This window comes from Pseudophaeobacter sp. 1A09344 (assembly GCF_041008745.1).
Lineage (GTDB): Bacteria > Pseudomonadota > Alphaproteobacteria > Rhodobacterales > Rhodobacteraceae > Phycobacter > Phycobacter gallaeciensis_A.
The window spans coordinates 29,131-53,131 of record NZ_JAXGFS010000009.1 but is presented as its reverse complement, the minus strand read 5'-3'; the positions used below and the strand labels follow the sequence as shown (position 1 = coordinate 53,131).

Annotated in this window: 18 protein-coding genes; 12 read left to right on the top strand and 6 right to left on the bottom strand. The window is 63.7% G+C overall.

From position 1 onward, the window contains the following. Nucleotides 1–65: 65 nt before the first annotated feature. On the bottom strand, nt 66–5,507 hold the full coding sequence (locus SM765_RS15770; protein WP_274837937.1) for an alpha-2-macroglobulin family protein: 5,442 nt from the start codon (nt 5,505–5,507) through the stop codon (nt 66–68). Nucleotides 5,508–5,651: 144 nt separating this feature from the next. On the opposite strand from SM765_RS15770, the gene SM765_RS15765 reads away from it, so the two are divergent. After that, on the top strand, nt 5,652–7,946 hold the full coding sequence (locus SM765_RS15765) for a response regulator (RefSeq protein WP_274835418.1): 2,295 nt from the start codon (nt 5,652–5,654) through the stop codon (nt 7,944–7,946). 81 nt (nt 7,947–8,027) lie between these two features. Here SM765_RS15765 and yaaA read toward each other — a convergent pair whose 3' ends face one another. The 3 genes from yaaA to SM765_RS15750 all read right to left on the bottom strand — a co-directional run bounded on the left by yaaA (nt 8,028) and on the right by SM765_RS15750 (nt 11,327). After that, nucleotides 8,028–8,789 carry a peroxide stress protein YaaA gene (gene yaaA / locus SM765_RS15760; protein ID WP_274837936.1) on the bottom strand — a complete coding sequence of 254 codons (762 nt, stop codon included), beginning with the start codon at nt 8,787–8,789 and terminating at the stop codon, nt 8,028–8,030. A gap of 30 nt (nt 8,790–8,819) precedes the next feature. Then, a complete protein-coding gene (gene recQ / locus SM765_RS15755; RefSeq protein WP_274837935.1) occupies nt 8,820–10,880 on the bottom strand; it encodes a DNA helicase RecQ in 2,061 nt (686 codons plus the stop codon). 159 nt (nt 10,881–11,039) lie between these two features. Then, nucleotides 11,040–11,327: a YggT family protein gene (locus tag SM765_RS15750; protein WP_065272230.1), complete on the bottom strand. Its 288-nt coding sequence runs from the start codon at nt 11,325–11,327 to the stop codon at nt 11,040–11,042. A gap of 130 nt (nt 11,328–11,457) precedes the next feature. Between SM765_RS15750 and SM765_RS15745 the strand changes: the two genes are divergently transcribed. The 11 genes from SM765_RS15745 to SM765_RS15695 all read left to right on the top strand — a co-directional run bounded on the left by SM765_RS15745 (nt 11,458) and on the right by SM765_RS15695 (nt 21,329). Further along, complete coding sequence (locus SM765_RS15745) at nt 11,458–12,018, top strand: acyl-CoA thioesterase (RefSeq protein ID WP_274837934.1); 561 nt, start codon at nt 11,458–11,460, stop codon at nt 12,016–12,018. Between the two features lie 51 nt (nt 12,019–12,069). Further along, nucleotides 12,070–13,434: an MFS transporter gene (locus tag SM765_RS15740; protein ID WP_274837933.1), complete on the top strand. Its 1,365-nt coding sequence runs from the start codon at nt 12,070–12,072 to the stop codon at nt 13,432–13,434. Between the two features lie 5 nt (nt 13,435–13,439). Next, nucleotides 13,440–14,300: a penicillin-insensitive murein endopeptidase gene (gene mepA / locus SM765_RS15735; protein ID WP_274831758.1), complete on the top strand. Its 861-nt coding sequence runs from the start codon at nt 13,440–13,442 to the stop codon at nt 14,298–14,300. Continuing rightward, nucleotides 14,273–15,196 carry an esterase-like activity of phytase family protein gene (locus SM765_RS15730; RefSeq protein ID WP_274837932.1) on the top strand — a complete coding sequence of 308 codons (924 nt, stop codon included), beginning with the start codon at nt 14,273–14,275 and terminating at the stop codon, nt 15,194–15,196. Before mepA ends, SM765_RS15730 begins: the two co-directional genes overlap by 28 nt. 232 nt (nt 15,197–15,428) lie before the next feature. Continuing rightward, nucleotides 15,429–16,055, top strand: coding sequence for a queuosine precursor transporter (locus tag SM765_RS15725; RefSeq protein ID WP_274837931.1), 627 nt, complete (start codon nt 15,429–15,431; stop codon nt 16,053–16,055). A 358-nt stretch (nt 16,056–16,413) separates the two neighbouring features. Next, the gene (arfB, locus tag SM765_RS15720; protein ID WP_065272226.1) at nt 16,414–16,833 is read left to right on the top strand and encodes an alternative ribosome rescue aminoacyl-tRNA hydrolase ArfB; all 420 of its coding nucleotides are present in this window, start codon (nt 16,414–16,416) and stop codon (nt 16,831–16,833) included. A 65-nt stretch (nt 16,834–16,898) separates the two neighbouring features. After that, entirely contained in the window at nt 16,899–17,645 is a 747-nt protein-coding gene (locus SM765_RS15715) for an SDR family oxidoreductase (RefSeq protein WP_274837930.1), read from the top strand. Between the two features lie 45 nt (nt 17,646–17,690). Next, nucleotides 17,691–18,734 (top strand): P1 family peptidase, encoded by a 1,044-nt coding sequence (locus SM765_RS15710; protein WP_274837929.1) that lies wholly within the window; start codon nt 17,691–17,693, stop codon nt 18,732–18,734. A 100-nt stretch (nt 18,735–18,834) separates the two neighbouring features. Beyond that, entirely contained in the window at nt 18,835–19,257 is a 423-nt protein-coding gene (locus SM765_RS15705; protein WP_274829449.1) for a c-type cytochrome, read from the top strand. Nucleotides 19,258–19,416: 159 nt separating this feature from the next. Continuing rightward, complete coding sequence (gene idi / locus SM765_RS15700) at nt 19,417–19,959, top strand: isopentenyl-diphosphate Delta-isomerase (protein ID WP_274837928.1); 543 nt, start codon at nt 19,417–19,419, stop codon at nt 19,957–19,959. Between the two features lie 113 nt (nt 19,960–20,072). After that, nucleotides 20,073–21,329 (top strand): flavin-dependent oxidoreductase, encoded by a 1,257-nt coding sequence (locus SM765_RS15695; RefSeq protein ID WP_274837927.1) that lies wholly within the window; start codon nt 20,073–20,075, stop codon nt 21,327–21,329. A gap of 254 nt (nt 21,330–21,583) precedes the next feature. Here SM765_RS15695 and glpK read toward each other — a convergent pair whose 3' ends face one another. Beyond that, a complete protein-coding gene (glpK, locus tag SM765_RS15690; RefSeq protein ID WP_065272220.1) occupies nt 21,584–23,074 on the bottom strand; it encodes a glycerol kinase GlpK in 1,491 nt (496 codons plus the stop codon). 69 nt (nt 23,075–23,143) lie between these two features. Then, complete coding sequence (gene panC / locus SM765_RS15685; RefSeq protein ID WP_274837926.1) at nt 23,144–24,001, bottom strand: pantoate--beta-alanine ligase; 858 nt, start codon at nt 23,999–24,001, stop codon at nt 23,144–23,146.

Here is a 24,001-nt window from a genome sequence, read left to right as displayed (position 1 = left end):
ACGGGCACATTCACCACGCGCTGACCGAGTGGTAAGCGCGCGCAAGTATGCCCGCCAACTGCCGGTCACCGGACCTGCACGCGGCCTGCGGCGGTGCGGGCGCGGTAGGCTGGACGGTACATATCCTCGACCGAGGCTGCCGGGTGATGGAAGCTGCCCGGCGTCACAGCCCGCGTGACATAGGCCAGCGTCACGGTTTCGGTGCCGCCGATATCTACCGCTGCCAAGAAGCGGTCAGAGCGGAACTCTGCATGGGTTGCCTGATCCAGCTTCAGCCAATCGAGATCGCGCAGATCGCCCGAGCGCAAGAGGTTCGGATTGTCGATCTCAAACCCCGCCGGAAGCGGATCATCCACCATCAGCCGGGCACCGGTGCCTTCATGCGGCACCACGCTCAGCACGGTCACGAAACGCGCCCCGGTTTCAAAGCTCAGCTCCGCGATCGGTTCGCCCTCCAGCGTGTAATAGCTGCGGTTCAGCGTGTAGCCATAGCCGCCCGCCTCGGGCGCGACCATGGGCACGCCAAGAGTGGTCAGGGTAATCTCGGTGCTGCGTCCCGAAGCTGCTGAAATGGATTTCCCCGTGGCTGCGGCGCTGCCATCCAGCACCTCGACAAAAGGCCCGGCAACGCTTTGACCATTGACCAGCAGACCGCTGCTCTCGGGGCTCGTGACCAGTGCCTGCGCCGCCAGCAGAGTCCATGCGGCCTCCTGCGTGGACATCCGGCTGCCATCCTCGGTCACCCGGGCCATCAGGTATTCCTGACTGACCGCTGCACTTCCGGCCTCACTTGCCAGCGCCAGGACCGCAGCGGCATCGCGGCGATGGGTGCCGTAGTCGACCCGCCAGACCGGGGTTTCCGCGCCGCTGCGGCCCAGCATCTGCGCCGCCCGCCCGAACATGCGGTCGGCGCGGGGTTGATCGCCATAGGCCGCCAGCGCAGCGCCCAGCTGCGCCGCCGCCAGCGGGGTGGCGAAATCGCCTGCCTTCACATCCGCATAGTAGCGCAGATCGCCCATAGCAGCGGCCCCTTCGCGGGCCAGCACCATCAGCGCATAGGCAATGTCCTCGCCTCCATCGTCGAAATCGGGGGCGTAGTTGATCCGGTTGCGCAGGTTGTCCATCGCCTGGGCAAAGGCCTGATCGGGCACCGCATAGCCCTGCGCCCGGGCGCGGGACAGGAAATCGCTGGCATAGGCATCAAGCCAGAAATCACCGCTTTCGGCGCGCCACAGGCCAAATGCACCGTTGCTGGCCTGCCGCGTCAGCACCTTGCGGATCGCCGCATCAATGCGCGCCTTCACAGCCGGTCCATTGCCCAGACCCGCCGCCTCGGCCACCGAAGAGAGATAGAGCAGCGGCATCGCCGTCGAGGTCACCTGCTCGGTGCAACCATAGGGGTAGCGATCCAGCTGCGCCAGAAGACCGGGCACGTCGAACTTGGCCAAAGGTCCGGCAGAAAGCACCGCCCGCGCCGAGCCGGGCCGCAGTCCGGCAAAGACATCGGCGCTGAACTGGAAACTGTCGCCGCCCGACAGCCGGAAGCGTCGGGTCTGCGCCACGACGGGATCATTGGCCCGCACCGGCATTCGCAGCCGCTGCACCAACGGCAGCCCAGCGGGCGTCGTCAGGGTCAGCTCGATCTCGGGATCGCCCACAGCCCGTGCCGACAGCGGCAATTCGAGCACCGCCTTGCCCTGCTCGGCCAGCGTCACCGCGCCCGGCAGGGGGCCAAGCTCCAGCCCCGTGCCGATGGCACGCGCCGACAGGGCCATCTCGCCCGCCGGTCCATCCGCATGCACGATCTCGATCCGGGCGCGACTGCTATCGCCCGGCGCAAGGAAACGCGGCACGGTCGCGGTCACCACCACCGGATCACGCACCAGCATGTCTGCCTCGGCCTGCCCGACCGCACGCTTTGACCAAGCCACTGCCATCAGCCGTACGGTGCCGTTGAAGGCAGGCAGATCGACCGGGAACAGCGCCTCGCCATTGGCGTCCAGCTGCAAGGGGCCAGAGAAGACCGCCACCAGATCCTGCGTGGGCGGTGGCGATTGCATGCGCATGCCGTTATCCGCATCACCGCCCGAACGCACCTGCCCCATCGCGCCATTTCCGGGATCAATCAGACGCCCGTAAAGATCGCGCAGCTCCATCCCCAGCCGCCGCTGACCATGGTAATGCGCGGAGGGATCGGGGCTTTTGAAACCGGTGAGGTTGAGAATGCCGAGATCAACAGCGGCAACCGTTAGCCAGACCTCTTCTCCCGCTGCGGCCCCATCGACCCGGACCCGGGCCATTTCGGTGCCGCGCGGACGGGCGACCTCAGGCACATTGATAGCAACCGACAGCTCCTGCCCCGGCTGGGCCACGCTGGCATGCGCCAGACCCAGCGCCCGCGCCGGTGTCCGGCTGGCCTTGCCGGTGACGGGCTGCAGCACGGTTGCCGTCACATAGGCGCCGCTGCCCCAGGCTTCGGTCACAGTGAGGGGGATCGTGCTTTCGCCTGCGGGCACTTCGACGGCCATGCGGTCAATCAGATGGTTGGACACCACCGAGATCAGCGCGGTGCCCCCAGCCCGGGGTACGATACGCAGACGGGCAGTATCGCCGGGCTGATAGCTTTCCGCATTCAGCGACAGCTCCAGCCGATCCGGGGTCGCGGCGCTATCCGCCGGGGCATACCAGCCCGCGTAGAAATCCAGCGCCGCCGTCACCGGCGTGCCATCCAGACGTTCGATGACCAGCTCATAACGGCCCCACTCCACCGGCTCGGACAGGTTCACCGGTTCCTGCCCCAGCGTTGTCTCGCCGGTGGCGATGCGGGTGCGGCGGGTGGTCGGCTCCCAGTTCCAGTTGCCGTAAAGCTGATACCACTGATAGCGCGTTTCGACCCGGTTCAGGGTCCATTTCACCTGCATCGGCAGGGGGCTGAGGTCAGGGCTGAGGGCGATCACCTCGAACCCGGCCTCGCTGCCCTCGCCCACCACATCATCGAACAGGGGACGAATGCCGATCACCGGGGTTGCGGGCCGCACCGGCAAGGTCAGCTCGCGCTCGACCGGGCGGGCGGCGCCATCCATGACGCGGGTCACGATGGTCGCCTGCATCGGTTTGCCCATCGTCGCCGCCGCTGGCAGCGACACCACGACCGAGGCCTGCCCCGCCGCATCCGTTTTATCGCCGCCAAAGTAAGAGCGCTGCGGGCTGCCGGGCGCATCATAGCGGCCAAAGCGATACCCCGGCCAAGCCGCAACCGTGTCGCTGGCGCTGAGCCGCAGATCGCCGTCGATGGTCAGCCCCGACCCCGGCGCGCCAAACAGATAGCGGGCCGAAATATCAAGCTGCGCCGCCTCGCCCGGCACCAGTGCCGCAGCATTCGCGACAGTCTGTGTGAAGTCGATCCGTTCGGGCAGGAAATCCTCAACCAGGAGCTGCCGGGTGGCCAGCGCAGGGGCCTTGGGATCCGTTTTCAGGTCCAGACGCCAGGTGCCGCGCGGCGCGGACTGACCGATCGGTAAGTTGAACACATGCCCCCCGGCCTGTCCGCCGTCTGATACCTGACGGCTGTACTCGACCCCATCGGGACGGTGCAGGATTGCGGTCAGCGGCAGGTCGGTAATGGCGCGGGCACCACTATCGCGCGTCAGGGCGGTGACATGGATCACCTCCCCGGCCCTGTAGGCACCGCGATCCGTTGCCAGGAAGACATCCACCGGCCCCGGCGCGGGACGACCTTCGACCCCGCGATCCGACAGATCGAATGCTGCATCCTTCAGAGATAGAAAGGAAAAATCTTCTTCCCCCTGCTGCGCCATGACCATTGCCGGGGCAGCGGCGCCGCGCCCGCGCGACAGGCCTGGATCAAACCGGACATAGCCAGTGGCATCGGTCCGCGCCGTGGCCAGCACCGCGTTTGCGTTCGAAATCAGCGTCACTTCGACATCCGCACGCGGCTTGGCGTCGGTGAGACCCTGCACCTGAACATGCAGCCCGTCCGCGCCGGACATGGTGCTGAGGCCAAGGTCGGTTAACACAAACCACTGGGTCGCGCCGGGGTCCTCATACGGGTCGGCGCCGGGCACACGGGCCGTCAGCGCATAAACCCCTACCGGTCGGTCAGCCAACACATCGACAAGCGGAATCCGGGTGGTCATATCCTGGTTCAGCGCATCCTGAACGCTGGCCGTACCGGTCCAGACCTCCTGCCCGATGTCCGAGGCAAAGTATTCATCCTGCCAATGGGACAGCGGGCGGCCGAAATAACCTTCCTGCAAGGTGCGCAGCAGGTTGCGGTCGCTGACCTGCCGCAGTTGCAGCGCGACTTCGCGCAGGTTCACGGTCTCCACCGGCAGCGCCACCTGATCAGATTTCGCCAGCACATAGGCCCGGCCCGGGAAACGGACCGATGGGGTCCGATCGCGCACGTAATGGGTCAGTTCGACCTCTTTGCTCAGGACCTCACCGCTGGCGGCAGGTAGACCGCGCCGCAAAGCGATTCGGTAGCGCTCGCCATGTTCGGCGCCATCAAGGCAAAGCTGACGGCCACTGGCTTCGGCAGCCAGTTCGGCCCCGGCCCCCTTGATGTAATCGCCATAATCCACACCGCTGCGGGCAAGATCCTCGGAGAACTCCACGCAGATCCGCGGCGTGGCGCTGTCGCTTTCCACGGTGCTGTCGGTGACGCGGAAACCATATTTGCCGATGGCTTCATCCAGCAGCGCTGCCGTGTCGGCCCGGGGCGCAAGATCCTGCGCCAGACGCAGCACCGACAGCATGTCGCGGCCACGCCCCAGCCTCTCAAGCGCGCGTCCCGCCGTCACCAAAGCCTCGGCCTGCAAGGGCGCCGCCTCGGCCCGCAGGTATCCGTTCAGCGCCGCAGACAGGGCCTGCTGCCGTTTGGCGTTCTTGTTCTGCTTGCTCTGGTCTGCGATTCGCAGCCACAGGGCGGAAACCTCGGTCCACAGGGCCGGATCATCGTTCACGGCAACCGCCGCGCTGAGCCAGCCGAGTGCGCTTTGCACGCCGCCCGCGCGCGCCTGACCGCGCCCGGCGCGGATCATATCGTCCAGAGTTTCACCCCGTGACGGATAGCGCAGACCAATCTGCCGGGCCTGCCGCAGCGCTGCCTGCAGATCGGCGGGACGCAGGATAGTGAGTCGCTCAGCCCTCTGGGAGGCCGCCGCCTGCTGCGCCGCAGATATTGGGCGTTTCAGCGCCGAAATCGCACCGGTGTAGGGCGTGGCCTCTTTCATTTCGGACTTTGGAAAACAGGCGTTTGCCTTGTTGTTATAAGAAAATCCAGCACAGGCCTGCTGCGCGCTGCAGGCCCTTTGGCAAGCGTTCAGATCCGTATCGAAAAGGGCCTGCAGATCGGATCCGTAATAGTCAGTATCCGCAAAGGACTGGTACCGCACCTGTGGCAAAACGGGATCCGGCCCCGCCTGCACCGACGCAGCAAAAAAACCGAGAAATGAAAGCAAAACAATAAGAAACCGATCCAACATGGCACCCTCCGAACTGAGGTTAAGCTTGCACGCACTTAACGCCATAGCAAGGTTTCCCGTCGTAACACCAATCATGGCCAATTTGCCGCCCGAGTTCAGGCTCGGAGTAAACACGCCATTTAATTGAGGATGGAGCTAGCAGGGATGAACCTTGCCGAGAAACTCGCTGAGGAACGCCGGGCACGCCTGGCGGCAGAGCGGCTGCTTGAACTGAAGCAGGCCGAGCTGACCGCAGCGAATCGCAAACTCGGGCGTCACGCGCTGGCTCTGACCCGGCAGATCGGTGTGACCCAGGCCGAAGTTGCCAACGTACGCGACGAAAACGCCAAGGTGAAATCCGACCTCAGCATGGCCAACGAAAAGATCGAAAAGGCCGAACGTCGTCTGTGGCATTCGATCCAGGCCTTTCAGGACGGCTTTGCCTTCTTTGATTCCGACAGCAAGCTGATCGGCGCCAACACTGCCTATCTGAACATCTTTGACGGGCTAGAGGAAATCACCCCCGGCGTCTCCTATGTGCGGATCCTTCAGATCCTGACAGACGAAGGCCTGGTCAATACCGAAGAGCTCAAGCCGGATCACTGGCGGTCGATGATGACCGATCGCTGGATGTCCCTGAAACCAGAACCCATCGTGATCCGGATGTGGGACGACCGTTATCTGCGGCTGTTCGATCAGCGCGGACAGGGCGGCGATGTGGTCAGCCTTGCGCTCGATATCACCTCCTCGGTCCGTTACGAGGAAGAGCTGCGGGCCGCCCGCGAACGCGCCGAATCCGCCAACCGCGCCAAATCCGCCTTCCTCGCCAATATGTCCCACGAGATCCGTACGCCGATGAATGGCGTCATCGGCATGGCCGAACTTCTCAGCGACACCGAGCTGAGCGAGGAGCAGCGTCTTTACGCCAATACGATCAAGAACTCAGGCGAGGCGCTGTTGGTCATCATCAACGACGTGCTCGATTACTCCAAGATCGAAGCGGACAAGTTGGCACTGCACCCCGAGGCCTTTGACCTGGAGCGCAGCATCCACGAGGTGGTCATGCTGCTGCAACCCACGGCCCGGGACAAAGGCCTGGCGATGCTGGTGGATTACGACATTTTCCTGCCGACCCGTTTCGTGGGCGATCCCGGCCGTATTCGTCAGGTTCTGACCAACCTGGCCGGCAATGCGCTCAAGTTCACCAAGGAAGGTCATGTCACCCTCCGGGTCACCGGTGTAACCAACCCGGACGAGAACCTGTGCTGGATTCATGTCACCATCGAAGACACCGGCATCGGCATTCCTGCGGAGAAGATCGAGCACATCTTTGGCGAGTTCAACCAGGTCGAGGATGAGCGCAACCGCAAATTCGAAGGCACCGGTCTGGGTCTTGCCATCTCCAAACGCCTGATCGGCATGATGCGCGGCGAGATCTGGGTCGAAAGCGAGGAAGGCCAGGGATCCTGTTTCGGTTTCCGCCTGCCGCTTCCGATTCCGCAAGGGGCGCATACCTCGGTTCCCGAGATGACACCCGGCCTGAAGCGGATCCTGCTGGTCGACGATCTGCAGCTCAACTGCGAAATTCTGCAACGCCAGCTGAAACTGCGCGGCATCGATGTGACCACCGCCCATACCATCGCTGACGCCATGGATGCGATGGCCGCAGACATCGATCTGGTGATCTGTGAACATGGCCTGCCTGGCGGTGGCGGCGTGCAACTGGCCCGTGATCTGCGCAACGGCAAATGGAACGACGTGCCCCTCCTACTGCTCAGCTCCAACCCGCACACGGTGCAGGACGCCGACGTAGAAGATCTGAAGCTATATATTCTGCAAAAGCCCACGCCCCGGGATGAGCTGTTTGAAAAGCTAAACGAGATCGCGGCCGCCCTGCCTGGAGCGCAGCCTGCAGCGCCGGACGCGGAACCGGGTGCCGCCCCCGGGGAGTTGACCCTGGAAGAGGCCTATGCCGCCGACAACGCCAAGGTGGTGTCCCCCGACGGTGAAGGTGCTGTTCTGGATCAATCCGAAGATCTGGCCTCGGCCCCCCGGCAGATGCGGGTTCTGGCTGCCGAGGACAACAAGACCAACCAGCTGGTGTTCCGCAAGATGGTCAAACATATCAATATCGACCTGCGCTTTGCCAATAACGGGGTCGAGGCCGTGGCGGCCTATCAGGACTTCGAACCGGATCTGATCTTCATGGACATTTCCATGCCGGTGATGGATGGCAAGCAGGCCACCATGGAAATCCGCAAGATCGAAGAGGAAACAGGCCGTCACGTGCCCATCGTCGCCCTGACCGCGCATGCCATGGCTGGCGATTCCGAAGGCATACTGGCGGCGGGCCTGGATCATTATCTGACCAAACCTCTGCGCAAGGCGCTGATCCTCGAACGTATCGGTGAATACGCCCCGCAGGATGCCCAGCCGATCGATCTAAGCCCAGCCGCCTGATCCACCTCCACGACAGCGCCATGTGCAGATACCTTGTAGCTGCGAATGGCTCTGGGGCGGCACAAATGGGGCGGGCGGAGCTCAGCCGCGCAGGAACACCGGCTTGTCCGGCTCCGACAGCTCCGGTTTGTAGACGTAACCTCCGGTGTCGAAATCCTTAAGCGCCTCGGCATCGTTCAAACGGTGCTGGATGATATAGCGCGCCATCGCGCCGCGAGCCCGTTTGGCATAAAAACTGACGACCTTTGGCGTGTCGTTCTTCATCTCCATGAAGACCGGCGTGATCACCTTCGGCTTCAGCGCTTTCAGATCCACTGCGCCGAAATACTCCTGGCTGGCGCAGTTCACCAGAATATCGCTGCCTGTTTCTTCGGCCTGGCGGTTCAGGGCTTCGGCGATCTGGCTGCCCCAGTATTCATAAAGGTTCTTGCCGCGTTCGTTTTTCAGCCGCGATCCCATCTCTAGCCGGTAGGGTTGCATCCCGTCCATCGGCCGCAGCACCCCGTACAGCCCCGACAGAATGCGGAAATGATCCTGGGCCCAGGCCATTTCCTCGGCATCGAGCGAGGCGGCCTCAAGCCCCTGATAGGTATCGCCAGCAAAAGCCAGCACGGCGGGGCGCAGGCTATCGGTGGCCGGCTTTTCCTCAAAGCTACGGAAGCGGTCGTAGTTCAGCTTGGCCAGATCCTCGCTGATATGCATCAGCTTCATCAGCTCGGCCACCGACAGCTCCCGCGCCACGGCGTTGAGACGCACCGCGTCCTCCTGAAAGGCAGGCGCGGTCATTTCCATGTCGCGCTCTTCCCAGTCCAGTTTTTTCGCAGGGGAAACCACTACCAGCATCTGTCATCCTCGCTCTGTTCTGGGCCAGACTTAGCCCGCGCCGCGCAAGACGTCCAGAAACGCCGCCGCGAAACGTTCCGCGCGGCGCTCCCCCAGAAGCCGCTCCAGCCCCGCCTCATCGCCCGGCCGCATCTGGGCCACCTTGGCCAGCAGCGAGGCCGAGCAGCTGAGCGGTTTAAGCGTGCCGCATTCCCCCCGCGCCAGCTGCCCCTGAACCTCAAGCAATGCATCGTACAAAGACCCCGCCCCCTCCCGTGTCGCCAGTTTGCGCCGCTGCGGGTGCATCTGTTCCACGGCGCCGGTGATCACGCTCAGGAATTCATCGCCATATCGGTCCAGTTTTTTGGCGCCGACGCCGCTGATGCGGGCCATCTGATCCAGCGTTTCGGGCCGCTGTTCAGCCATCTCGATCAGGGTGCGATCCGGGAAGATCACATAGGCGGGGACCTTTTGCGCCTCGGCCAGCGCCCGGCGCTTTGCCTTCAGCGCCGACAAGAGCGGCGCGTCCTCGTCCGAGACCAGCGCCTTCACTGCCGGGCGCCTGTCAGCGGTCTTGATGGTATCCTTGCGCAACTCGATCCCGGCCTCGCCGCGCAGCACCGGCAGGGCCGCATCGGTCATACGCAGCGCGCCGTGTCGCTCGGGGTCCGGGCGCACCAGATCGTGCCCCATCATCTGCCGGAACACCGCCTGCCACTGGCCCTTGGCGTATTCCTTGCCGCAGCCAAAGACCGACAGCTCATCATGGCGTTTGGCCCGCACCCGGTCGGTTTCGGTCCCGCGCAGGATGTCGATCAGATGCCCAGCGCCATAGGTTTCCTGCGTGCGCAGGATCGCCGACAGCGCCTTGCGCACCGCCGTGGTGCCGTCAAAGACCTCCACCGGATTGTCGCAAAGATCGCAGTTGCCGCAGGGCTCTGCCGTTTCGCCGAAATAGGACAGAAGGTTTTGACGGCGGCATTTCAGCGCCTCGGCCAGCCCCAGCAGGGCGTTCAGCCGCGCATGATCCGCAGCGCGGCGTTCCGGCGGCGCCATGCCTTCGTCGATCTGGCTGCGGCGCAGGCGGATGTCCTCGGGCCCGAAAAGGGTCAGGGTTTCCGCAGGCGCGCCATCGCGGCCCGCGCGGCCGATTTCCTGATAATAGGCCTCGATGCTTTTGGGCAGATCCGCATGGGCAACCCAGCGGATGTCGGGCTTGTCGATGCCCATGCCAAAGGCCACCGTGGCCACCACAATCAACCCATCCTCGCGGGCAAAGCGGGTTTCCACGATGCGCCGGTCCTCGGCCTCCATGCCACCGTGGTAGTGACAGGCAACATGGCCCTCTTCGCGCAGCGCGGCGGCCAGCGCCTCGGTCTTGGCCCTTGTGCCGCAATAGACGATCCCCGATTGCCCCTTGCGGGCGGCAGCAAAGCCGAGGATCTGACGGCGCGGGCTGTCCTTGGTGCCAAAGGCAAGGTGAATATTGGGCCGGTCAAAGCCGCGCAGGAAGGCGCGCGGCGCCTGTCCATCGAACAGCTTCTGAACGATCTCTTCCTGGGTTTCCTGATCCGCCGTCGCGGTAAAAGCCGCCAGTGGCACGCCCAGCGCCTGGCGCAGCTCGCCGATGCGCAGGTAATCGGGACGGAAATCATGGCCCCACTGGCTGACGCAATGCGCCTCATCCACCGCGATCAACGAAACACCGATACGCCGCAGCATCCCCATCGCCGCCCCCGAAGCGAGCCGTTCCGGCGCCATGTACAAAAGCTTCAGCCGCCCCGCCTCGATCGCCTCCCAGACGGCCTCGGTCTCTTCTTCGGTATTGCCCGAGGTGAGCGCACCGGCGGCAACCCCAGCTTCCTGCAAGGCGCGCACCTGATCACGCATCAGGGCGATCAGCGGCGAGATCACCACCGTGACCCCATCGCGCATCAGGGCAGGCAATTGGAAGCACAGGGATTTACCGCCACCCGTCGGCATGATGGCCAGAACGTTTTCGCCTGCGGTCACCGCATCGACGATCTCTTCCTGTCCGGGGCGGAAGGCATCAAAACCGAAAATATCGCGCAGCAGCGGGGTCGCCTGTGGCAGGTCTGTCGTCTGCGTCATCAAAGGGAGGGCCTCAAGGGAGTGTCTGCTCGGATTTGGCACACAATCCCACAGGAGGAATCGGGCGGCAAGAGGCCGCCCAGTTAAATCACCGGTCTAATCCGCGAACATGGCGCACCGAACAGGCGCTGCCCGGCCTCACGGCCAGGCCAGACCGGATCAGTAGAACATCATCATGTTGTTCTGGATGATGATGCGCAGCGCATAGACCGCGATCAGCACCAGAAGCGGCGCCAGATCGATCCCCTGCATATTGGGCAGCAGGCGGCGGATCGGCGCATAAAGGGGCTCAAGGATGCGGTTGAGACCATACCAGATCTGCGCCACGAACTGCTGGTTCAGGTTCAAGACCTGGAAATTGATCAGCCAGCTCATGATCACATGCGCGATGATGAAGAACCAGACGATGTCCAGGATCAAAAGCAGGATTTGAAACAGCGATAACATCCTATTCCCCTATGTTAGCCAGCGTAACAGGTAAGCAGCCGGGTGCAGATGCGCAAGGCTTCCGCGAGGTTGCGGTTGACGGGCGGTAAATGGGTGGCAACACGGGCACATCGCAAAGGAAAGACCGCCCATGTTTCCCATCGTCCGCCTGCTGAAAGATCTGTTTGTCGCCAGCCGCATGGAACCCCTGCCGCTCACGGCCGTGCACCGCTCCAGCCATATCTGCTGGCCCTGGGATCTGGATATCTGGCTGGAGCTGAACAACGGCCGCGCGATGACCCTTTATGATCTGGGGCGCACCATGCTGGCGCAGCGCGTCGGGCTGATTGGCGCGCTGCGCCAGAACCGTTGGGGGATGACCGTGGCGGGCACCTCGGTGCGCTTCCGCCGCCGTATCCGGGGCTTTGAACGCTTCGAGATGCGCAGCCGCGCCGTGGCCTGGGACGACAAGTTCATCTATCTGGAGCAATCCATGTGGAAAAAGAACGGCGAATGCGCCAGCCACGTGATGCTGCGCACCGCCGTCACGGACGCAAAGGGCATCGTCCCCCCGACAAAGGTGCTGGCGGCCGTCGGTCAGGGGGACGCCGAAACCCCGACAATGCCCGAGTGGATCGCAGCCTGGTGTCAGGCTGATGCCACACGCCCCTGGCCACCGATGGCAGAGACGCAGGATGGGCTTGCTTCGTAATGCCAGCACCTGTCTTATCGGCAACAACAAAAGGTCGGGGGGATGGGCGACATGGCTGAGGTGTCACAGAAAAAGCGGATCTGGGGGTGGTGGTTCTTTGATTGGGCCAGCCAGCCCTATCACACGCTGCTTGTAACCTTTGTCTTTGGCCCCTTCTTTGCCGCCGTTGCCGCGCAGCATTTTCTGGGCCAGGGGCTGGCCGAGGAAGCCGCCAAGGCGCAGGCGCAGACGATCTGGTCCATCGGCATGACCGTGACCGGGCTGCTCATCGGCTTTGGTGCGCCGTTTCTGGGCGCACTGGCAGATATTTCGGGGCGCAAGATGCCCTGGATCATGGTGTTTTCCATGATGTACCTGATCGGCGCTTGGGGACTTTGGTACATGGACCCGGCAGGCAGCAACCTGTGGTGGATGCTGATCAGCTTCGGCTTTGGCTTTATCGGCGCTGAATTCGCCCTGATCTTCGTCAACGCGCAATTGCCGTCGATGGGCAGCAAGGAAGAGGTCGGCGCCATCTCCGGCTCCGGTTTCGCCTTTGGCTATCTCGGCGGGGTGATCGCGCTCTTTATCATGCTGCTGCTGTTCGTGGAGCAAGGCAACGGCAAGACCCTGATCGGGCTTGATCCCATTCTGGGGCTTGATGCCGAAGCAAAAGAGGGGACCCGCGCCGTCGGCCCGGTGACCGCCACCTGGTTCGCCGTCTTCATGGTTCCCTATTTCCTGTGGGTGCATGACAATCACGCCACCGGTCAGCGTGGCAGCATGGGCCGGGCGGTTCGGATGGTAATCAATCTGGTGGCCGGGCTGCGCCACCGCGCCAGCCTGACCAGTTACCTCGTCTCCTCGATGCTTTACCGGGATGCGCTCAACGGGCTTTATGCCTTTGGCGGTGTCTATGCGAGCCTGGTTCTGGACTGGTCGATCACCAATATCGGCATCTTTGGCATCATCGCCGCGATCTCGGCGGCCCTGTTCAGCTGGCTGGGCGGCAAGGCGGACAAACGCCATGGTCCCAAGCCGGTGATCATCGTCGCCATTCTGGTGCTGGCGCTGGTCTGCATTACCGTGGTCTCCATGTCGCGGGAGCAGTTCTTTGGCGTCGCACTATCCGAAGGTTCCTCCCTGCCCGATGCCGTATTTTTTGGCTGCGGCGTTCTGATCGGCGGTTTCGGCGGAATCCTGCAATCCGCCAGCCGCAGCCTGATGGTGCGCCACACGGATCTCGCCAAAGCCACGGAAAGCTTTGGACTTTATGGGCTTTCCGGGCGCGCGACTGCTTTCCTCGCGCCCGCGCTGATCGGCATTGCAACCACAATCACCGGCAGCGCCCGACTTGGTATCACTCCCGTCATCGGACTTTTTGTTCTAGGCTTGATTCTGTTGAAATGGGTTGAGGCCGAGGGAGACCAGACGTGAGACTGCTGTTTGCAACGCTTGTCGCGATTGCCGGTCTGATCGGGCCAGTTGCGGCGGAAACCCCGGCCAAGCAACTGTTCGGCGCCAAGGCGGTCGGATCCCAGCAACGGCCTGCACCGCTTGGCTCTTATGCCAAGGGCTGCGTCGCGGGGGCCGTGCAACTGCCGGAAACCGGCCCGACATGGCAGGCCATGCGCCTGTCGCGCAACCGCAACTGGGGCCACCCCGAGACCGTCGATTTCATCCGTGACCTTAGCACATTCGCGGCCCGACAACCGGGCTGGAAGGGGCTTTATATCGGTGACATCAGCCAGCCGCGCGGCGGCCCGATGCTGTCCGGCCACCGCAGCCACCAGATTGGCCTTGATATCGACATCTGGATGCGTCCGCCGGACCGGCTGAACCTCAGCCGCGCCCAGCGCGAAAAGGTCTCCTCGATCTCCATGCGCCGGGCCAAGGGCGCCTTTGTGAACAGTGACTGGACCCGTCAGCACCACGAGATCCTCAAGGCCGCCGCCAGCGACAAACGCGTGGCGCGGATCTTTGTCTTTCCCGGCGCCAAGGTTCAGATGTGCAAGGATGCCAAGGGCGACCGGCGCTGGTTGCGCAAGATCCGCCCCTGGTGGGGCCATCACTATCATTTCCACGTGCGGCTCAACTGTCCACGCGGCGCACGCGGCTGCGTCGATCAGAACCCGCCCCCGCGCGGCGATGGCTGCGCCGATGCGCAGAAATGGGTCGATGACATCCTGAACCCGCCGCCGCCCAAGCCGCGCGATCCCAATGCGCCAAAGCCCAAGCCGCGCCGCGACTACACGATGAAGGATCTGCCCCGGCAATGCGCCGCAGTCCTGCAATCAGATTAAGCCTTGCCCTCATGGCCGCAGCTGCGCTGGCCGTGGCGACCTACGCGGGCGCCCGGGCCGGGCGAGTGTCGGCTGAGGCGCGGCTGATCGGCAGCTATACCTGGGCGCCCCCGGTGCAGCCCGAAAAACCCTGGTTCGGCGGCTTTTCAGGCATTGAGATGGGCAAGGATGGTCGCTCCATGATCCTGCTCAGCGACCGGGCGCATCTGGTGAGGGCCCGGATCAATCGTACAGAGGGCAGGATCACCTCGGCGCGCGTCACCAAAAGACGCAGCCTGCGAGCCTCGACCGGGCGTATCCTGCAAGGACGCATCGTCGACAGCGAAGGGCTGGCCGTTGCCCCCGATGGCAGCCTTTATATCTCCTTCGAAGGGGTGTCGCGCGTGGCGCATCACCAGCGTGGAGGCAGCCGGGCGGAGGTCCTGCCCCGCCCCAACGCCTTCCGCCAGATGCCCGCCAACAAGGCGCTGGAGGCGCTGGCCATAGACGGCGGCGGTCACCTTTACACCCTGCCGGAAAACGCCCCGGACAAGGACGGCGACCTGCCGGTCTGGAAATGGAACGGCAGCCGCTGGAGCCAACCTTTCAGCCTGCCCCGGCGCGGGCGGTTCATGCCGGTGGGGGCGGATTTCGGCCCCGACGGGCGGTTCTACCTGCTGGAGCGGAACTTCCTGTTCTTCGGCTTCCGCTCCCGCCTGCGGCGCTGGGATATAACCGAGGACGGGCCGCAGAACGAAACCACCCTGCTGCAGACCGCGCTCGGCACCCACGATAATCTCGAAGGGGTGTCAATCTGGCGCGACGCAGCGGGGATCTTGCGCGCAACGATGGTCTCTGACGATAACTTCCTGTCAGTGCAGCGCACGGAACTGGTGGAATACAGCCTACCTGATTGACCCCGGCTGCTGCCGCATGCCACCGCGCAAAAGGACGCGCCCGCAGCGTGCCCTGCACGCTGCCCAGCCCAACGGGCGGGGGGACATCTGTGATGTCTCACCGGCGGGCGGGAGCCTCCCCTGTCTTGCCAAAAGCGTCAAAAAGGACTAACTGGCCCGATCCTTAGCGCAATCGCCCTGCGCCGGGTACATTCCACAAGTCTCCGCTACCTTGTCAAAACGGACCAGTTACATGACACGTTCCTATTTTCCCGGCATTCTTGCCATGGCCGCCGTCGTTGTGGCCTCCAACATCCTGGTGCAATTCCTGTTCGGCCAATGGCTGACCTGGGGCGCCTTCACCTATCCTGTCGCCTTTCTCGTCACCGATGTGATGAACCGCGTCTATGGCAAGGGTCCGGCGCGCCGGGTGGTTCTGGCCGGTTTCGTCGTCGGGGTGATCTGCTCGCTGATCGGCACTCAGATCATGGGCGAATTCGGCCCGCTGGTGACCCTGCGCATCGCGATTGGCTCGGGCCTTGCCTTCCTCACCGCGCAATTGCTGGATATCTCGGTCTTTTCCGCCCTGCGGGGTGGCAAATGGTGGCGTGCGCCGCTGGCCTCGACCCTGGTTGGCTCCAGCGTCGATACCGCGATCTTCTTCAGCGTCGCCTTTTCCGGCACGCTCAGCTGGATCGAACCGGCCAATGACGTCTCCTGGGCCGGTGAAATGCTGCCGCTGCTGGGCAGCGGTCCGGTGGCGCCGCTCTGGGTCTCGCTCGCCCTGGCAGACTGGATGGTGAAACTGGCGCTGGCGCTGCTGGCGCTGATCCCCTTCCGGCTGATCGTCAAACGGCTCACTGCGGTCCCAACCCTGTAGGGATCGCCCCAAAGGGCCACCTGCCAAGAAATCAGACACGCTTCGCCGCCTTTTCCCGATTGCCGCAATTTTTGTTTGGCAGATCGGACATTCCGTGCAACGCTCATTGGTAACGGAAACAGAAATGTAAAGGAGGTGATCCAGTGTCAAGAAAGGTATTGGAGCAAGGTGTTGGAACAACCGGAGGGTCCGCCTGCTGAGGCAGCCCTTTGCCGTGTGGTCCTATCGGCTGGCCTGCAAGATGCAGATCTAACCGACCCGACCTCCTGAAAACTTTCGAAGGGCCGTCCCGCAAGGGGCGGCCCTTTTACCTTGCCGCCTTTTACCTTGCTGCAAGCCGCTGTAGGCTCTGCCCGTTATGATACGGATCGACAACGATATCGCCCTGCAGGACTGGGAAATCACCGAAAGCTTCATCCGCGCCTCTGGGCCGGGTGGACAGAACGTGAACAAAGTGGCCACCGCCGTCGAACTGCGCTTCGAAGCCGCGCGCTCGCCCTCGCTGACACCGGCGGTCAAGGCGCGCCTGAAACGTCTGGCCGGGCGGCGCTGGACCAAGGAAGGCGCCATTATCCTGCATTGCGACGAAACCCGCTCGCAGCAGCGCAACCGCGATATCGTGCGCGACAGGCTCGCTGATCTGGTGCGCCAGGCGCTGGTGGCCCCAAAACGGCGGATCGCCACCAAACCGACACGCGGCTCGGTGCGCCGCCGCCTGGAGGCCAAGAAACAACGTGGCCAGATCAAGGCCGGCCGTGGCAAGATCGACCCGGACTGATCTCGCATTGCACCTGCCCAAATCGCTGTTAAAGCTATCAAAACGAGATTTGGGAGATAACGAATATGCGGCTTGCAGGAAAAACAGCGATTGTCACGGGTGGTGCCTCGGGATTTGGCGCGGGCATTGTAGAAAAGTTTCTGGCCGAAGGGGCCAAGGTGATGATTGCGGACATCAACGGTGATGCCGCAGCCGCCATGGCGGCGGATCTGGGCACGAATGCCATCGCGCAGGCGGTCGACGTTGCGGACGGTGCATCCGTCAATGCCATGGCAGAGGCTGCGCTGACCGCCTTTGGCAAGGTGGACATTCTGGTCAACAATGCCGGTGTCACACACCTGCCGACCCCACTGGATGAGGTGTCAGAGGAAGATTTTGACCGGGTGTTCAACGTGAACATGAAATCGGTCTACCTGACCGCCCGCGCCCTGGTGCCGCACATGAAGAGCCGCAAAACCGGCGCCATCCTCAATGTTGCCTCCACGGCCGGCGTGTCGCCGCGCCCCAACCTCAACTGGTATAATGCCTCAAAGGGCTGGATGATCACCGCGACCCGCACCATGGCGGTGGAGCTGGCCCCCAGCGGCGTGCGCGTCAACGCGATCAACCCGGTGGCCGGTGAAACGCCGCTGCTGAAATCCTTCATGGGCGAGGACACTCCCGAGGTGCGCGCCAAGTTCCTGTCGACCATCCCGCTGGGCCGGTTCTCCACGCCCGAGGACATGGGCAATGCCGCCTGTTTCCTGTGCTCGGACGAGGCCAGCATGGTCACCGGTGTCGCCATGGAAGTGGACGGCGGTCGCTGCATCTGACCCTTCGTAAACACCACTCGGAAACGACACGTCAGGAGAGCCGCCATGCGTCCCGGACCCCGCAACCTGATCACCGACGTGCCCGGCCTACTGGTCGGCAATGCAGCGGATGATGACCTGAAATCAGGCACCACGGTGCTGACGGCCAAGGACGGCCTGACGGCCTCGGTCCATGTCATGGGCGGGGCGCCGGGCACGCGGGAAACCGATCTTCTGGCGCCCGACAAATCGGTCGCCAAGATCGACGCGCTGGTGCTGTCGGGCGGCTCTGCCTTTGGCCTTGATGCCTGTTCCGGCGTGGTGGATGCGCTGCGCGCGGCGGGCCGGGGGTTCCAACTCGGACCAGCGGTGATCCCGCTGGTGCCCGGCGCCATCATCTTTGACCTGCTGAACGGCGGCAACAAGGACTGGCAGGACAACCCCTATCGCGCCCTTGGCCGCGCCGCGTTCGAGGCCGCAAGTGAGGAGTTTGCCATCGGCACCGCCGGGGCAGGCACCGGCGCACTGACCGCCATGGTCAAGGGTGGGCTTGGCTCGGCCTCCTTCGTGCTGGACAGCGGTGTCACCGTTGGTGCCCTTGTCGCGGCCAACCCGATGGGCGCCGTGACCACGCCGGGGGATCGCCATTTCTGGGCCGCCCCGTTTGAGGTGGATGGCGAGTTCGGCGGTCTGGGACCGGACCCGAGGGGTGGATTGGGTCAGGCGCTGAAAAGCCGCAAGATGCAGACTATGCGGGCGCAGGCCGGGGCCGAACCAATCCCTGAGGAGCGCGGCAACACCACCATTGCAATCGTCGCCACCGACGCCGATCTGACCAAGGCGCAGTGCCAGCGCATGGCCACCGCCGCCCATGACGGCATTGGCCGTGCCACCGTTCCGGCCCATGCGCCGGGCGATGGCGATCTGGTCTTTGCCGCCACCACCGGCGCCCGCCCTCTGGCATCGCCCGAGGCCGAATTGGGCCAGATCGGCCATGCTGCGGCGCTGTGCCTCAGCCGCGCCATCGGTCGTGCAATCTATAACGCAGAGCCCGCCGACGGCGACCTTTTGCCCTGCTGGAGCGGTGCGCCCGGCACCCCGTCGCAGTAGCAAGATCACGCGAACTTGGGGCGGCGCGTCAAAACGTCCATTGACTATGCGCCCCAAAGACCTCGTATTCCCTACAGCCAACTCAAATTGGAGCAAGCATATGAAACGTCTGATGTCCGCCGCCGTAATTGGCCTTCTCGCCGTCCCCGCCTTCGCCGAAGGCGATGCCGCCAAGGGCGAAAAGGGATTCAAGAAATGCAAATCCTGCCACATGGTCGTCTCGGACAGCGGCGAAACCATCGTCAAGGGCGGCAAGACCGGGCCGAACCTCTGGGGTGTCGCTGGTCGTCCGGCAGGCAGCTACGAAGGTTTCAAATACGGTAGCGACATGACCGCCGCCGGAGAAGCAGGCCTGGTCTGGACCGAAGAGAACTTTGTCGCCTTCACCCACGATCCCCGTGCCTTCCTGCGCGAATATCTGGACGACAGCGGCGCGAAATCGAAAATGTCCTTCAAGCTGAAAAAAGGCGGCGAAGACATCTATGCCTTCCTGGCCTCGCACGGACCCGCCGCCTCTGAATAAGCGATAGGCGCGGATTTAATCACTACAGGCCGCGGCCCAAGGGGCGCGGCCTTTCGCGTAATTGCGCTTGATCGTGTTTGCGAATAACGAATTGAAGATGCGGTGAGCGGACCCCTGTCCAAAGCCGCTGACGGGAATTGAAACGGACCTGAACCCGCGATGACTCATCCGATCCCGGCCTGGGTGAACGGCGAACTGACACCGGTGGAAAAGCTGGCGGCCCATGAACAGGGGCTGAAGCACAAGGCAGTGTCGGTCTTCGTCGTAAAAGGCACCGAAATCCTGATGCAGCGCCGCGCCATGGGCAAATATCACACCCCCGGGCTGTGGGCGAACACCTGCTGCACCCATCCGATGTGGGATGAGGCCTCCTCCGCCTGCGCCGTGCGTCGCATGGGCGAAGAGCTGGGCATCACCGGCCTTTATCCCGAATTCCGCCACCAGCTGGAATACCGCGCCGATGTCGGACACAGCATGATCGAACACGAGGTGGTCGATGTCTTTCTGGCCCACGCCCATCGGCCGCTGAATCTGGAACCCAATCCGGACGAGGTGATGGAGACGCGCTGGATCGACTATCACGACCTGATCGCAGAGGTGCAGCGCCACCCCGACCGGTTTACCCCTTGGCTGAAGATCTATCTTGGCAACTACGCCGATGTCATCTTTGGCCCCGATCTGATCATCGCCGCTCAGGATTGAGCCTGCACAGACCGGGGCCCGGGTCTGTGCCTTCGGGGTGAGTCAGCGCGCACTTGCTCTGATCAGATGAAGCATGTTTTCTAGGGCACCAGACCGAACAGGAGAAACGCGGAATGACCCTTCTCATCGCAGGTGGCGGTATTGCCGGCCTGACACTTGGATTGACGCTGCACCAGATCGGTGTGCCCTTTCACATCTGCGAATCCGCGCCCGAGCTGAAACCGATGGGGGTTGGCATCAACCTGCAACCCAATGCGGTGCGGGAACTCTTGGATCTGGGGCTGGAAAAAGAACTCGATGCCATTGGCGTGCGCACCCGGCAGCTGGGGTTCTACACCAAGCTGGGCAAGACCATCTGGGAAGAGCCGCGCGGCATGGATGCGGGCTATGCCTGGCCGCAGTATTCGGTGCATCGGGGCGCCCTACAGATGATGCTTTATGAGGCGCTGGTGGCCCGCGCCGGGGCAGAATGCATTTCGACCGGTGCCCGCGCCACCGGCTTTGAAACCACACCCGAGGGCGCCGTGCTTTTGCTCGACGATGGGCGGCGTCTTGAGGGACGGTTGCTGATTGCGGCCGACGGCATCCACTCGGCCCTGCGTAAACAGATGTACCCGAACGAAGGCGAGCCGATCTGGAACGGCCGGATCCTGTGGCGCGCCACGACGCAAGCCCCGGTCTGGAGCGGTGGCGGCGCCATGGTGATGATCGGCCACAACGCCCTGCGCATGGTGGCCTATCCGATTTCGGACCCCGGCAGCGACGGTCTGGCAACGATCAACTGGATCGCCGAGAAAAGCTTTGATCCGAGTGCCGCCTGGAAGAAGGAAGACTGGAACCGCGCGGCGGATATCGAGGATTTCGTCGGCGATTTCGAGGACTGGACATTCGACTGGATCGACGTACCCGGCCTGATCCGCGGCGCTGATGTGGTTTTTGAATACCCGATGGTGGACCGCGATCCGTTGCCGAAATGGACCGACGGATCAGTGACGTTGATGGGCGATGCGGCACATCCGACCTATCCTGTCGGCTCGAATGGGGCGAGCCAGGCCATTCTTGATGCCCGCCTGATCGGCGCCGAACTGCTGCGGCACGGGCTGACCCCTGCCGCGCTGGAAGCCTATGAGGCGGCGGTGCGCCCGCTGACCACCAACGTCGGCCTCGCCAACCGCAGCGCCGGCGGACCGGATGCGGTGCTGCAGATGGTCGAGGATCTCTGTGGCGGCGATTTCGAGACCGTCGAGGATGTGATCCCCATGGAGGATCTGGCCGCCCATGCGGCGAAGTACAAATCCATCGCCGGCTTCAGCATCGAGGAGCTGAACGCCCGTCCCCGCACGATAGCCGAAGGCGCGCAGCTGGGCTGAACCACCTCGGCTGCTACAGGGGCGCTCCCGCCGCTTTCCCGTGTCATCAAAGATGACGCGGTCTGCGTTGGGCCCGGCGGCGCACGATGTGCGCCGCGACAGGTTTTGCTGAGAAGCGTTTCAGGGGCAGGTCTGCCCTGAAAGCGCCTGTTCCAGTTTGGGACTGCGCCGAGTCGCCTCAAGGGTGCCCCCGCCTGCGGCGGGGCCGCTAGAGCGGCCCTTGACCCGAATCGGCGCGGGTTTGACCCGCAGGATCAGACGCCGATCACCGCCTGCACCGCCCGTTTCCAGCGACCGTAGGCGGCCTCTCTCTGGTCCGCCTCCATCGCGGGTGTGAACTGGCGATCCCGGGCCCAGGTTGCGGCAAAGCCGCTCTGGTCGGGATAAATACCGGCCTTCATGCCCGCCAGCCAGGCCGCGCCCAGCGCCGTGGTTTCCTGCATTACCGGCCGGTCGACCGGGGCGCCCAGGATGTCCGACAGGCTTTGCATGGTCCAGTCGCTGGCGCTCATCCCGCCATCGACGCGCAGGGTGACGCTGTCTTCGGCAGCCTCCTGCCAGTCGGCGCGCATCGCCTCCCACAGATCGCGGGTCTGATAGGCGACGCTTTGCAAGGCGGCACGGGCGAATTCCGCCGGGCCAGAGTTGCGGGTGAGGCCGAACATGCCGCCGCGGCAGTCGGGCTCCCAATAGGGCGCACCAAGACCGGTGAAGGCCGGCACCAGGATCACGTCCTGCCCGGGGTCTGCCGAGGCCGCCAGCCCACCGGTTTCCTGCGCCGAGCCGATGATGCCCAGCCCGTCGCGCAGCCATTGCACCGCTGCGCCCGCGATGAAGATCGATCCTTCCAGCGCGTAGGTCGGCTGGCCATCCAGCTGATAGGCGATGGTGGTCAGCATCCGGTTGCGGGATTCGACCGGCGTCGCGCCGGTATTGAGCAATGCAAAACAACCGGTGCCATAGGTGGATTTCATCATGCCGGGTTGGAAACAGGCCTGACCGATGGTGGCCGCCTGCTGATCCCCCGCCACGCCGAGGATCGGGATTTCAGCGCCGAAATGCTCGGCCGCAGCGATGCCGAAGTCTGCGGCGCAGTCCTTGACCTCGGGCAGCATCTGCATTGGCACATCCAGGACCTCACAGATCTCGGCGCTCCAGCCGCCTTCGCGGATGTCATACATCAGCGTGCGCGCAGCATTGGTGGCATCGGTCACATGGGCGGCGCCGCCGGTCAACCGCCAGATCAGGAAACTGTCCACGGTGCCGAACATCAGCTTGCCCTCGGCCGCGCGGCTGCGGGCGCCGGGCACAGTGTCGAGGATCCACTTGACCTTGGTGCCGGAAAAATAGGGATCAAGCAGCAGACCCGTCGTCTTGTGTACCAGATCGCCATGCCCGGCGGTCCGCAGCTCTTCGCAGATCGCCGAGGTGCGGCGGTCCTGCCAGACGATGGCCTTGTGGATGGGCTGGCCGGTTTCCCGGTCCCAGACCACCGTGGTTTCGCGCTGATTGGTGATGCCGATGGCGGTGATATCAGATGCCGAGATGCCCTGTTCCGAGATCACCCGGCGACAGACCTCCAGCGTGGAGGACCAGATTTCTTCGGGGTCATGTTCCACCCAGCCGGCCTGCGGGAAATACTGCGGGAACTCCTGCTGCGCGGTATGGGCGACCTGCATGTCCCCGTCGAACAAAATCGCCCGCGTCGAGGTCGTGCCCTGGTCGATCGCCAGAATAAAACTCATCTCCTGCCCTCTCTCCTGTCTTCTGAGGGCAGACTTTAGACGCAAAAGTGTTAGCGCGACCAGACCCGACTAATCACTTAGTTGCGGAACCGCGATATTGTCGATCAGCCGCACCCCATCGAGCCATGCCGCCACCAGGAGCCGCGCAGGCCGGGTTGGGGTTTGCAGCGGTGCCAGAGTGTCAGCGCAGCGCAGGTCCAGATACTCGACCTCACCAAAACCCGCGGCCTGCAGGGCGGCGCGCGCCTCTGGCTCGATCTGGTCGAAGGTTTCCCCGGCAGCCAGTCGACCCGCGCAGCCCGTCATGACGGGATAAAGCCGACCGGCCTTGTCCAAAGCCTCCGCCGACAGGCGCATATTGCGCGAGGACATGGCAAGACCAGAGTCTTCGCGTACGGTGGGGCAGCCTACGACTTCGATCGGGATATCGAGGTCCCGCGCCATGCGGCGCACCACCATCAGCTGCTGGAAATCCTTTTCGCCGAAAAACGCCTTGTGGGCGCCGGTCTGCAGGAAAAGCTTGGCCACAACGGTGGCAACACCATCGAAATGTCCGGGCCGGAAGGTGCCCTCCAGAACGTCTGTGATACCTTCGACCGAGACCGAGGTGGCATAGCCATCGGGATAGATCTGATCGGGGTCCGGTACATAGACCACATCGACATCGAACGGCGCGAGTTTTTCGGCATCCGCCTGTTCGGTGCGCGGGTATTTGGCCAGATCCTCGGGGCTGTTGAATTGCCGCGGGTTCACGAAAATGGTCACGATGACCCGGTCACAGGCTGCCTTGGCCGCCTCGACCAGCGACAGGTGGCCGGCGTGCAGGGCGCCCATCGTGGGTACGACACCGACGAGTTCACCAGCGCGGATCCAGGTGGCATGTTGTTCGCGCAGATCCGCAAGGCGGCGCAGAATAGGAGCAGTCAT

Excerpts from the sequence above, each read along its gene's own strand:
- SM765_RS15765 (WP_274835418.1), top strand. The coding sequence starts at position 5,652 with ATGAACCTTGCCGAGAAACTCGCTGAGGAACGCCGGGCACGCCTGGCG.
- SM765_RS15745 (WP_274837934.1), top strand. The coding sequence starts at position 11,458 with ATGTTTCCCATCGTCCGCCTGCTGAAAGATCTGTTTGTCGCCAGCCGC.
- SM765_RS15695 (WP_274837927.1), top strand. The coding sequence starts at position 20,073 with ATGACCCTTCTCATCGCAGGTGGCGGTATTGCCGGCCTGACACTTGGA.
- SM765_RS15730 (WP_274837932.1), top strand. The coding sequence starts at position 14,273 with ATGCGCCGCAGTCCTGCAATCAGATTAAGCCTTGCCCTCATGGCCGCA.
- recQ (WP_274837935.1), bottom strand. The coding sequence starts at position 10,880 with ATGACGCAGACGACAGACCTGCCACAGGCGACCCCGCTGCTGCGCGAT.
- SM765_RS15705 (WP_274829449.1), top strand. The coding sequence starts at position 18,835 with ATGAAACGTCTGATGTCCGCCGCCGTAATTGGCCTTCTCGCCGTCCCC.
- panC (WP_274837926.1), bottom strand. The coding sequence starts at position 24,001 with ATGACTGCTCCTATTCTGCGCCGCCTTGCGGATCTGCGCGAACAACAT.
- SM765_RS15710 (WP_274837929.1), top strand. The coding sequence starts at position 17,691 with ATGCGTCCCGGACCCCGCAACCTGATCACCGACGTGCCCGGCCTACTG.
- SM765_RS15725 (WP_274837931.1), top strand. The coding sequence starts at position 15,429 with ATGACACGTTCCTATTTTCCCGGCATTCTTGCCATGGCCGCCGTCGTT.
- yaaA (WP_274837936.1), bottom strand. The coding sequence starts at position 8,789 with ATGCTGGTAGTGGTTTCCCCTGCGAAAAAACTGGACTGGGAAGAGCGC.
- idi (WP_274837928.1), top strand. The coding sequence starts at position 19,417 with ATGACTCATCCGATCCCGGCCTGGGTGAACGGCGAACTGACACCGGTG.
- glpK (WP_065272220.1), bottom strand. The coding sequence starts at position 23,074 with ATGAGTTTTATTCTGGCGATCGACCAGGGCACGACCTCGACGCGGGCG.
- SM765_RS15750 (WP_065272230.1), bottom strand. The coding sequence starts at position 11,327 with ATGTTATCGCTGTTTCAAATCCTGCTTTTGATCCTGGACATCGTCTGG.
- SM765_RS15715 (WP_274837930.1), top strand. The coding sequence starts at position 16,899 with ATGCGGCTTGCAGGAAAAACAGCGATTGTCACGGGTGGTGCCTCGGGA.
- SM765_RS15740 (WP_274837933.1), top strand. The coding sequence starts at position 12,070 with ATGGCTGAGGTGTCACAGAAAAAGCGGATCTGGGGGTGGTGGTTCTTT.
- arfB (WP_065272226.1), top strand. The coding sequence starts at position 16,414 with ATGATACGGATCGACAACGATATCGCCCTGCAGGACTGGGAAATCACC.
- SM765_RS15770 (WP_274837937.1), bottom strand. The coding sequence starts at position 5,507 with ATGTTGGATCGGTTTCTTATTGTTTTGCTTTCATTTCTCGGTTTTTTT.